This is a genomic window from Mariniradius saccharolyticus AK6, from assembly GCF_000330725.2.
GTDB lineage: Bacteria > Bacteroidota > Bacteroidia > Cytophagales > Cyclobacteriaceae > Mariniradius > Mariniradius saccharolyticus.
This window is the reverse complement of the sequence record NZ_AMZY02000020.1, coordinates 1-10,747: the sequence shown is the minus strand read 5'-3', so window position 1 is coordinate 10,747 and position 10,747 is coordinate 1. Positions and strand designations below refer to the sequence as shown.

Here is a 10,747-nt window from a genome sequence, read left to right as displayed (position 1 = left end):
GATCACGAGCCTCGGAGAGGCGATTTTTTATTTCAGATCTGGAAGTTAGGATGTTTGGATGTTAGGAGGTTGGAGAATTAGGGATTGGGGATTGAGCACCTCACCCCGACCCTCTCCACTAGAAGAGGGAGAACACCGCAGCGGGAGGGGGCGTTCGGCAGGAGATGGGAGAATCGATATTTTGGCTAAGTACGGTGGTGAGTATCTGGGAATAGTGGAAATCAAACTTGAGGAAATCAATGAAACGAGTTTAGCCCAATTGGAAGACTATCTAAGAGTCAGACACCAAATATTATTAATTGGCGATTATTGGAGTGAGGGAAGTGAACCCAAATGGGTGGGACTTTTAGTGGGTTCTTCTATCAGTCCAAGTTTGCAAGCCAAGTTATCCAGCAGGTATCAGTTCGAAGGAATTCCAATCGCAGGAATGACGATTAGGCGGTTTCGAAGTGAAAAGAGCGAAATTTTCGTCATTTCCGATACCTTTTTTAAATTCTTTTATACTCAAAAGGACTACTCAAAATTCATCTTTCAAGGGAAAGAGTTCAACAAAGGAAAACTAGTTCATGCAGTCATTTCTGCCCATGTCGAACGCAAGCCTGATATTACATTTTCAGAACTGAAGCGGGATTTTCCGGATAGCATTCAAGGAAGTAGCTTGGGGGTGTTTGACCTAACTGCATCAGCAGAAGAAATCTTTCAAAGATGGCGTCATAAAAGACATTACATCAAAGAAGACGAGATTATCAAACTGCAGGATCAGAGCATCTCGACTAGCACACAATGGAATCCGAAAAATATCAATGAATTTATCAAACAGGCCAATAAACTGGGCTGGAAGATTGAACTGAAGTAGTATGCTAAAATATGAAAGCCAGATTGTCACCTACTTTGCTGAAAAGATCAAGAATGAGATCGTACGCAAATGTATCAGGGATTTGCAGCGTTGTAAGGTTACACTTTCTGGACAAGATTCAGGATTGATCAATGTATGGGAGGAAATCTGTGTTCAAATCCAAGGGGAATATTCTTTTTATTGGGACTCTTATGAGGAAACTGTGGAACTTTTTCTTCAACCCTATCTGGAAAAACTTAACCAGTATGAATAATTTGCATTGTGGCTGCAAACAAAAAAAGGCCTTGGCTATGAAGACGATAGCGATAATGGCCCATTTCTAGATCCTAAAGATATAGCGGATTACCTAAAATCTGGTATTTTTGAATCCGTCGGAAAATGGAGCAACAAGAGGATTAGGTGGTATTTGGAGCGTGGCGGCGAAGTTGATATCTAATAATTAGGAATGAAGTTTATAAATCCCAGCGAGATATCGAGTAAGGTGATGACCCTTCTTGATGAGAGTGATGAATTTGCGTTGCTTGTATCACCCTATGTAAAAATCCTGAAATGGCACAAGCTTCTGAAGAAGCTGGAAAACTTAGGCAACCGAAATATCCCCCTCGTGTTCGTTGTTCGTGAAGATGCTGGAAATGCCAATTCATTTGACGAATTGGACAAACTTGGGATTTCCTATGAACCAAGGAAAAATCTACATTGCAAGCTCTACCTCAATGAAAAATACGGGATTGTATCGTCGATGAACCTCTTGTGGAGTTCGGAAGTAAACTCTTTGGAACTTGCCTACCAGACCGAAACAGATCAGGAATACCAGGAATTGATTTCGTTTTGCAAAAGGTATCTAGAGATTGACGTCAATACTTTCTTCCAATCTCCGAACCAAGAGCAGCTTGGTGTGGATTGGCGTGATTTGCTGTATGAAACGTTGACAGCTTCAATCGGGCGCCCTGTAAAGTTGAATCAAAAAGCTGGGGAACTTTCAATCAATACCACCCGAAATAATTACACCGCATTTATTTGGAATTCAAAGATAAATCGATTGCGCATCTCCGGAATTCTCACCCAAAGAGAGTTTGATGCTTTGCAATATGATTCCCGTCTTCTACCAAGAATCAAGGGCTTGGAACTTGAGTTGATTGACGGAAAGAGAAGGCATTACAATACGATATGGGGGACGCTCGACAGATCATTAAATACAAGGACTTTAGAGGAAGCTGATCCAAATGAAGTAAGTCTTTTATCAGAATCCATTGCCAACTTCGTACTGGCAATAGACGAGTTAAAAATGTCGCTGTAAGGTTGAATTTTCTCGCAAAATTCAAGGCCAACCCCTTTGCTGCTTGCAGATATAGACAAAATAGATTCAAGATAGGTGCAAAATATCCTGTTATCTAAATAGCGAACCAAAAATGGTATTTGACCGGTGAAGGAAAAGTCGGTATTGACGTTGCGTGCCAAATACAACAACTTCTCCGAAGCAGATCGGTTTGGATCAAATTGCATTTAGATTTCGCTTGTCCTTGAAAGCAAATCCAACCGTAACTGAATCCACGTCATCTTTGAGAAAAACCCATTGTCAAAATTAATTTCTTTGGATTTTGAGAATCATTCGACTATTTGATTATTTTTCACTAAGAATATAAATTTTGGTGATTCAATGCAAGTCGCCAGAAACCTATCGATTAGTCGATTTCAACACTTTATTGATAAAAAATGAAAAAGACCTATACAGTTTTAATGTTTATTGCACTTATTTCTTTTGGGTGCCAGGATAATCAAGATATCATGCCGCCCGAGCCCGACCTTCCCGTCACTAACGGTGGAAAAGATTTTTTAGATGTGGATGAATTCAGTGTACAGTTGAATGCAGATGACTTAAAGGAAGATGAAAAAGGGGTATGGAAGATTCACTCTGGAATGATTGATGAAAAAGTATCATTCACGGACAAATCTGATCCAAAAACTGTCTTTAATGGTCTTCCGGGAGAAAAATACAAGCTACTTTGGGAGGTAAGGAAAGGATCAAAGTCGACAATCGACACAGTAACGGTTAGTTTTTCTCCGCTAAACACAGAAATTTCAATCGGTGTTGAGGACTACTTCAGCACACGGGTCATACTCTATGGGAAATCATATGGACGAGGCAGCTGGACAGTAGAAGGGAAATATCATCATCTTTTGGGAAATTCCGATCCGGCTGTAAATTCATCGAGCATCAAATTAATCGGTTTTGAAAATGTAGATTACAAGATTACTTGGACCACATGGTATGGTAGTAAATCCGCATCTGCTACTTACCAATTTAGAACTGGTCTTTACCATCAAGATGAAGCACTAGAAGATTTGTCAATATTGAATAGGGAAGGCTATTATAAACGCAATAGCAATGGAGATGTAACCGAAATAAATCTTAATGGAGATCCCAAAGCCTGGATGTTTGGCGATTTAGAAAACTTCCCTTCACTGAAATCTCTTGTACATTTGACAAAGTTAGAGTTGTCTGGAGATGGATTTCATGCTTTCCCCGAGGTGATTACATCAAATTATCACAAACTAAAATACTTAGATATTTCAAGTAATTATTTCCCAAGTATCCCGGAAAACCTAGGAGATTTGAAGGAACTTGACACTTTGATTTTAAACAATAATCTTCAACTGAAATCGATACCTACGCGAATCGGGGAGCTAAAAAAACTAAAGTATATTAACATCGCAGGTATTGGAATAAGCACTTTGCCTGAATCCTTCAGCGAGCTTGTAAATCTCCGTTACTTGAACTTGGAACTTAATGGAATAGAAAAGCTTCCCGAGCAAATCGGAAACCTAAAAAATTTAGAAGTATTTAGGGGTCCTGTGCTTTACCAAAGCATTCCAAACTCCTTTTCGAATTTGGCAAAATTAAGGTTTTGTTTTTTTACGGTGACCGGCGACGAAGCGATTCTCCCAGCGGATTTCGGCAGATTGACCGAACTTGATACGCTTTGGCTTTACGGCAATTACAAAAAACTTCCGGAGAGTTTTGGGAACCTTAGAAAGTTGGATTTTTTCATCGCAAACAATGGATCAGGTTTCAATTCTATTCCCGAAAGCATCGGTAATCTTGTAAACCTAACGAAACTCCACCTTTCGGTTGATGTGCCGAGTTTGCCTAAATCATTTACCCAACTTGTTAATCTGCAATACCTTTCATTCAAAGGAAACTTAAACTACTTGCCTAACGATTTTGACAAGCTTGAAAATCTTGTCTCGTTTGGTGCTATCTATGTACAGCTCAAAGAAATCCCGACAAATTTTGGGAATCTAGAGAATCTAAGGGAGTTCAACGTAGCTGGAAATGAAATTACGTCCATTCCGGAAAGTGTAGGGAAACTAAAAAACATTCGTGAGCTGAATTTCGCCCGAAATGATATCAGTACTTTCCCAAGGAGTTTTGCCAATTTGGCCAATACGCTTTATAAACTTGCCATTCACGGAAACGCCTATTCTGAGGAGGAGCTAAATATTTTGAAAACAAGCTTGCCCTATACAAATATCGTTACTTGGATGCCGGGCGATGATTAGGTAAACGCAAAATGATTATGTCTGCCCAAAACCGACGTGGCTGGACCAAAGGCTCCGCTGACGCGGATTCAAGAAATGCTGGAAAAAATTGGTCAAAAATACCACCTAAGTTCAGGTGGTCATCGGACTCCAAAGGCAATGTCTAAGCTTTTGGCTTTGAAGTGTCAGTTCCTAGCTGCAATGTTCGGACTTTTTGTTGGTAAGTTTCTCCCCAAAGGCTTGTGTCATCACAGACCGGACATTACATCACAATCCTGGGTTCGGAGAGTCATGAAAACGGGGAGAAACCACCCCAACGCGGGTGGAACATTAATAGCCCCGGGGTAAGGTGTTTGTCCTCTACTTCTACCTACGGCTTGCCTTGAGCACCGAAACCCGGGGAAACAGGAATTGGCGATGTTTTGGTTTTTGGGGGCGATTTGGTCAATTGGAGAAATTGGGTTTTCACCAAAAACCGGGGAGGATTGATCCTAATCGTGGATTGTGTCGCCATACCTTGGCATGCCCATCAACCGTTAATTCCGATGTTACTTTTTTTCTTGTCAAAAAAAGTAACCAAAAAAAAAATAAGAAAGTCCGATCCTAGGCTAACGCACGAGGCCCTAGCCGGCCCGGCGGACTTTCATTCCCCGCGCGCGACCAAATGAGGTATTATGTACAGTTTGAGGGATTGAGCACCTATCCTTGAGGAGAGGGAGATGTGGATATCATCCTCCCAAGCCCATTCGTCTCATCACTTCCCACTTATTTTCCATTTTCTTCAAGAGTGCAACATCCTTGAACTGGTAGTGTGCTTGGAAGGGCTGGGCCTTGACGTAGGACCAATAGTCGTCGAAGCGCTGGGGCTTGGTGTCCTTGAAGGCGATGGTCATGTGGGGATGGAAGGCCTTATCGCTTAATTCCTCCTCGAGTTTGAGGGTGGTGCGGCAGAAGCCGGAGAGGGCGGACTGGAGGGTGCTGAGCGCAGGATTGGCCTTGGGGGCAATGAAGAGCACCCGTTTGCCAAACCTGTCAAAACCGGAGAACTCCAAGTCGATGGGGCCGAATGCTTCGAAAAATGTTTCCAAGCGCTGGGCGAGCTCGCCCTCCTTAGCCTCATTCCAATGAAAGGGCATCTTGATGGTAACGTGGGCGGGGGATTTCAGGGCATATTTGATATTGAATTTTTCCTTGAGTTGCAGTTTGAGTGCGGTGGCTTGTTCCTGCAGGGGACCTTCGGGGACGAGGGCAAGGAAATATTTGCTGATCGTTTTTGCCATTTAACACAAATATAAATCATTTGGGGGCGGACGGTTTCCAAAATTGGACCACAATCCCTTAAATTAGATTCCAAACAATATTTTAAAAGACGTAACTTAGACAGACACTGTTAGCAAGCCCCTATGAAGCGTTTTGAAAAAGTAATGATCGGCTTGGATTTGAGCCAAATGGACAATATACTGATCCAGAAACTCCTATTGATCAAGGACCTGATTGGACTACAGAAGTTATACATCATCCATGTCTCCAAGGATTTGTCACTGCCGGAGGAGGTGCGGAGTCATTTCCCGGACCTCGTGGCGCCCGTGGACGAGACGATCAAGTCCGAAATCAAGTTGCTTATGGGCGAAATGGATCCAAAGCATGTGCTCGACTACGAGGTGATCGTGGAGGAGGGCAATCCCCTGCCTACTTTCCTGCGTTGGGCCAAAATCAAGGATGTGGACCTGATTATTGCGGGGCGGAAGAGTTCGCTGAAGGGAAGCGGTTCGTTGTCGAAGAGCCTTGCCCAAAAAGCCCCCTGCTCGGTTCTTTTCCTGACGGAGCGCAATGTCTTGGACCGGATCGAGAAGGTTTTGGTGCCTTTGGACTTCTCTGAGTATTCCAAGTTGATCTTTGAGTTTGCCGACAGGATCTGCAAGGATTTGGGTTCGACGATCGTAGGGCTCCACATCTACGAGGTTCCGCATGGCTATTACAAAACCGGCAAGACTTATGAGGAGTTTGCCGAAATCATGAAAGGGCATGCGGAAAACGATTACAAGAAATTTGTGAAGAAAAACCTAGACGGGGACTTTGAATGCCATTTTATCCTCGACGACGAGCGGCACGCGGGCGAGTTGATCATCGACTCGGCCAAGGAACATGGGGCCGACCTGATTATCATGGGTAGCAAGGGCCGAACATCCTCGGCTTCGATCCTATTGGGAAGTGTAGCCGAGAAATTGGTACAGGCCAACAATGAGATCCCTATGCTTATCCTCAAGAAGAAAGGGGAAAATATGGGCTTTTTTGAGGCTTTGTTTAAGATATGAGGTTACTGCTTGAGCAGGGTGTTTAATAAATTCAAAAAGGTTCGCGGGAATTACAGCCACAAAAGAAAAGGGACGAGGTGTCAAATCTCCTCCCTTTTTTATTTCGGTCTCAACAATTCTTGAATTCCTAATCAAGTTTCTCATTCTCAGAAACACTATTCCCTTTACCTCCCAGCACAAAATACTCAAACCCAGTCTCGATTACATTGAAGTAATTGGCATCTTTCTTTAAAAGGACTTTGATTTCAGGGAATTTTATTTTGCCCACCTTGGTAGGTGTGAATTCTATCAGAATCGTATCCTGTTCGACGAAAAGCGTTTTCGAGCATCCTTCTATGGTCTCATTTTGAACATTGACCAAATCAGGTTTCGGACGTTTTGCGCAGTCAAAATAGGCCCTGGTGACTTTCCATTCAGGTTCGAGTGAATAGATTCGGACCAAGACTTTTTGATCGACCCTTACCGTATCGGGTGCCAACATTTCAAGCCTAGGTTCATGACTGCTGAGGGTGCAGGAGGTTAAACCTAACAACAGTAACAGGAAAACCATTTTAAGAATAAAGTCTGCGTCATTAGTTTTTCCATGAGACCAAGATAATGGTTTTAACTCCAAATTACGATTACCCGAACACGACTCCGAAAGCCAAGGGTGACAAATTTGCCGAGCGGCGACTTGAATTTTACGCAACATGAGCGGATTTTTCGATCTATTCGGCTCAAAAATTCAAGATTTATGAGCCGATTAGGGAAATTAATCGGCTCAAAGCTTGGGAACTGGCTTACCTCCAATATCGAGATCCCAATAAAAAAACCCAAACCCGCCTCCCACCCTTTTCACTTTGCAACGAAAGCCATTTTTCCATACCTTTTTGTTTCCAATTAACTTATTCCCAAATGAATAAAAATTTTTGTTTCCTGCTCGGTCTGGGCCTGTTGGCTTCCTGCCGCGAGCCGGAAGTGCAGCTTGACCACGACTACAGCCAATGGCAGACCTTTGGAGGCACCAAGGACGCCGCGCGCTATTCGTCCCTTGACCAAATCAATACCCAAAACGTCCAACAACTGGAGCTGGCTTGGACTTACCGCACGGGCGATGCCACGGACCGTTCCCAAATCCAATGCCAGCCCATTGTCGTCAATGGAATGCTCTACGCGACTTCACCCCAAGTCAATGTCTTCGCCCTGGATGCGGCTACGGGTGCGGAAATCTGGCGCTTCAATCCCTTCCAACTCCTCGGAGGCCAAAACTCCTGGGCTGGTACCAACCGTGGCGTCACCTACTGGACGGATGGCACGGCCGAGCGTATCCTCTTCTGCGCGGGCAATTGGCTGATGTCCCTGGATGCAAAAACCGGTCAGCCGGACACAGCCTTTGGCGATGGAGGCAAAGTCGATTTACAAAAGGATTTGGATACTGAAATGGAGCAGTTTCTGATCGTATCCAACACGCCCGGGATCATCTATCAGGACAAATTGATCCTCGGTATGCGCCTCTCGGAGGGGCTTGACGGGGCGCCCGGACATATCCGTGCCTACAATGTGCGGACGGGCAAGCGGGAATGGATTTTTCACACCATCCCACATCCCGGGGAGTTTGGCAACGAGACTTGGCAAGAGGAATTCCGCGACTATATCGGCGGCGCCAACAACTGGGCGGGCATGAGTCTGGACGAAGCCCGTGGCATCGTCTATGTCCCGACGGGCTCCGCAACCTATGATTTTTGGGGTGGGTACCGTCACGGCGCCAACCTGTTTGCCAATAGCCTGATTGCCTTGGATGCCAATACCGGCAAGCGTATTTGGCATTTTCAGGCGGTTCACCATGATGTCTGGGACCGGGATTTCCCTGCCAATCCCAACCTGATCCGCATCAAAAAAGACGGAAAGTGGATCGATGCCGTAGCCCAGACTTCCAAGCAAGGATATGTCTATGCCTTTGACCGGGTAACTGGTCAGCCGATATGGCCAATCGAAGAAAGGGAAGTTCCCCAATCGACATTGGCGGGGGAACAAACTTGGCCAACGCAGCCCCATCCTACCCTGCCGGAACCTTACATGCGGATGGTTTACACCGAAAATGAAATCCTGCGACTGACACCCGAGTGGGAAAAAGACATCCGTGCGAAACTGGAAAACGTCCACTACGGCAATATGTGGCTTCCTCCCTCTGATTCGCACGGCGTGGTCCTGTTTCCCGGCATGGACGGCGGTGCCGAATGGGGAGGATCTTCCTTTGACCCCTTGACCCAAACGCTCTTCGTCAACGCCAACGAAATGCCTTGGATCCTGCGGGTGACGGCCAATCCAAAGTTTGCGGATATGGGCCAAAACATCTACGTGAATTACTGTGCCAACTGTCATGGAATGAACCGCAAGGGGAATCCCCCGGCTTTCCCTTCCCTCGAAAACATTGCTTCAAAACTTAGCCGTCCCGAGCTCGCAAGCCTCATCAACAACGGAAAGGGCGCCATGCCTGCCTTTGCCCATATTCCTGAAAAAGAAAGGGCGCTGTTGGTGGATTTCCTGTTGGGCATAGAAAAAACGGACAATGCAGAGAAAAACGAGCTGGCGGGAGGACGGGAGCGCCTGTACCCACAGTTTTACCTCAATGGCTACTCCCGTCTCCTGACCGAGGACGGCTACCCCGGCATCCAACCCCCTTGGGGCACGCTGAGTGCAATCGACATGAATACCGGAAAAATCAAGTGGCAGTCCGTGTTGGGGGAATTTGAAGCGTTGACACAAAAGGGAATACCACCGACCGGAACCGAAAATTACGGCGGACCTGTCAGCACCGCGGGTGGTTTGGTGTTCATCGCGGCCACCAAGGATGAAAAAATCAGGGCTTTCGATAAGGAAACCGGCAAAGTCCTTTGGGAAGCCAAATTGCCTGCCGCAGGACATGCCACGCCGGCTGTCTATGAAAAAGACGGGAAACAATTTGTCGTGATTGCCTGTGGTGGAGGAAAAGGGACTCCATCGGGGGACTCCTATGTGGCCTTTGCACTTCCCGACAACAAACCAAAATAGCCATGAAAACCAACACATTTCAACTCTCTCCCAGCCAAATCGAAGTCTACCACCAAGACGGCTACCTCCGGATTCCCGGCTTTTTCTCCAAAGAAGAAATCGACAAGCTCTACGGCATCGCCCTCGCCGATGATGCCATGCGAAAAAATGCGCTAGACCTCAACGACCGGGAAGGCAAGAAGACGCGGCTCTCCCTGTGGTTTACGCCGGGGAATGATACCTTTGGCTACCTCGTGCGCTGCCAAAAGATGGTGGACTCGGTACACACCTTGTTGGGTGTAGATTCGCCGGTTTGCCATTTTCATTCCAAGCTGATGCAAAAGGAGCCCAAGGTAGGTGGAGCTTGGGAATGGCATCAGGACTACGGCTACTGGTACAAAAACCAGTTCATCTTCCCCGACCAAATGATGAGCGTGATGGTGGCGTTGACCGAAGCCACGAAGCAAAACGGCTGCCTTCAGGTCATCAAGGGTTCCCACAAGCTTGGCCGTGTCAACCATGGTTTTGCAGGGGAACAGGTCGGTGCGGATATGGTCATGGTCGAAAACGCGCTGAAAACCATGGAACTTGTGTATTGCGAGTTGCAGCCTGGCGATGCGCTATTTTTCCATAGCAATCTACTGCATCGCTCCGCCGCCAACCTGTCGGATTATCCACGCTGGTCACTGATCGCTTGCTACAACAGCCAAAGCAATATTGCCTACAACGAGACATCAACCGCCTGGAAAGTGCCGGTCAATGTCGTTCCCAATGAGGCCATCCTCGAATGGAAATCTGAAGCATTTTCCAAATCAGACTTTCTCAAAAAAGAAAACGATCCGGCACTGAAGGATACGGGATGGGAAAAATGAGATTTGAGACATGAGACACAAGAAGCAAGATGCGAGAAACGAGAGGCGAGAGGCAAGAAGCAAGAAACAAGAGGCCAGAGGTGCAGCTATGGACTATGGACCATTGACTATTGACTATTGACTATTTGTGCATGCCTGATATAGGTTGACAAAAA

Annotated in this window: 9 protein-coding genes; 7 read left to right on the top strand and 2 right to left on the bottom strand. The window is 45.8% G+C overall.

Annotation, left to right across the window (positions count from 1 at the left end; all coding sequences use genetic code 11):
- Window positions 1–91: 91 nt before the first annotated feature.
- From C943_RS18505 to C943_RS18490, 4 genes are all read left to right on the top strand, one after another.
- Entirely contained in the window at window positions 92–856 is a 765-nt protein-coding gene (locus C943_RS18505; protein ID WP_157198616.1) for a PDDEXK family nuclease, read from the top strand.
- A gap of 1 nt (window position 857) precedes the next feature.
- Entirely contained in the window at window positions 858–1,109 is a 252-nt protein-coding gene (locus tag C943_RS18500; RefSeq protein WP_008630940.1) for a hypothetical protein, read from the top strand.
- Window positions 1,110–1,301: 192 nt separating this feature from the next.
- A complete protein-coding gene (locus C943_RS18495; RefSeq protein ID WP_008630925.1) occupies window positions 1,302–2,153 on the top strand; it encodes a hypothetical protein in 852 nt (283 codons plus the stop codon).
- Window positions 2,154–2,569: 416 nt separating this feature from the next.
- Window positions 2,570–4,417 (top strand): leucine-rich repeat domain-containing protein, encoded by a 1,848-nt coding sequence (locus C943_RS18490; protein WP_040481322.1) that lies wholly within the window; start codon window positions 2,570–2,572, stop codon window positions 4,415–4,417.
- 707 nt (window positions 4,418–5,124) lie between these two features.
- Here the strand turns inward: C943_RS18490 and C943_RS18480 are convergent.
- Complete coding sequence (locus tag C943_RS18480) at window positions 5,125–5,676, bottom strand: 2'-5' RNA ligase family protein (RefSeq protein ID WP_008630919.1); 552 nt, start codon at window positions 5,674–5,676, stop codon at window positions 5,125–5,127.
- Window positions 5,677–5,799: 123 nt separating this feature from the next.
- Here C943_RS18480 and C943_RS18475 point away from each other — a divergent pair, with 123 nt between their 5' ends.
- Window positions 5,800–6,711 (top strand): universal stress protein, encoded by a 912-nt coding sequence (locus C943_RS18475; RefSeq protein WP_008630918.1) that lies wholly within the window; start codon window positions 5,800–5,802, stop codon window positions 6,709–6,711.
- 127 nt (window positions 6,712–6,838) lie between these two features.
- Here the strand turns inward: C943_RS18475 and C943_RS22125 are convergent, their stop codons facing one another.
- Window positions 6,839–7,261, bottom strand: a complete 423-nt coding sequence (locus C943_RS22125) for a hypothetical protein (protein ID WP_169334642.1) — start codon at window positions 7,259–7,261, stop codon at window positions 6,839–6,841.
- Window positions 7,262–7,605: 344 nt separating this feature from the next.
- Between C943_RS22125 and C943_RS18465 the strand changes: the two genes are divergently transcribed.
- Both C943_RS18465 and C943_RS18460 read left to right on the top strand, forming a co-directional pair.
- Window positions 7,606–9,741: an outer membrane protein assembly factor BamB family protein gene (locus C943_RS18465; RefSeq protein ID WP_008630913.1), complete on the top strand. Its 2,136-nt coding sequence runs from the start codon at window positions 7,606–7,608 to the stop codon at window positions 9,739–9,741.
- 2 nt (window positions 9,742–9,743) lie between these two features.
- Window positions 9,744–10,592, top strand: coding sequence for a phytanoyl-CoA dioxygenase family protein (locus C943_RS18460; RefSeq protein ID WP_008630910.1), 849 nt, complete (start codon window positions 9,744–9,746; stop codon window positions 10,590–10,592).
- Window positions 10,593–10,747 lie beyond the last annotated feature (155 nt).

Coding starts and splice junctions, on each gene's coding strand:
- C943_RS18500 (WP_008630940.1), top strand. CDS start 858: ATGCTAAAATATGAAAGCCAGATTGTCACCTACTTTGCTGAAAAGATC.
- C943_RS18495 (WP_008630925.1), top strand. CDS start 1,302: ATGAAGTTTATAAATCCCAGCGAGATATCGAGTAAGGTGATGACCCTT.
- C943_RS18490 (WP_040481322.1), top strand. CDS start 2,570: ATGAAAAAGACCTATACAGTTTTAATGTTTATTGCACTTATTTCTTTT.
- C943_RS18480 (WP_008630919.1), bottom strand. CDS start 5,676: ATGGCAAAAACGATCAGCAAATATTTCCTTGCCCTCGTCCCCGAAGGT.
- C943_RS18475 (WP_008630918.1), top strand. CDS start 5,800: ATGAAGCGTTTTGAAAAAGTAATGATCGGCTTGGATTTGAGCCAAATG.
- C943_RS22125 (WP_169334642.1), bottom strand. CDS start 7,261: ATGGTTTTCCTGTTACTGTTGTTAGGTTTAACCTCCTGCACCCTCAGC.
- C943_RS18465 (WP_008630913.1), top strand. CDS start 7,606: ATGAATAAAAATTTTTGTTTCCTGCTCGGTCTGGGCCTGTTGGCTTCC.
- C943_RS18460 (WP_008630910.1), top strand. CDS start 9,744: ATGAAAACCAACACATTTCAACTCTCTCCCAGCCAAATCGAAGTCTAC.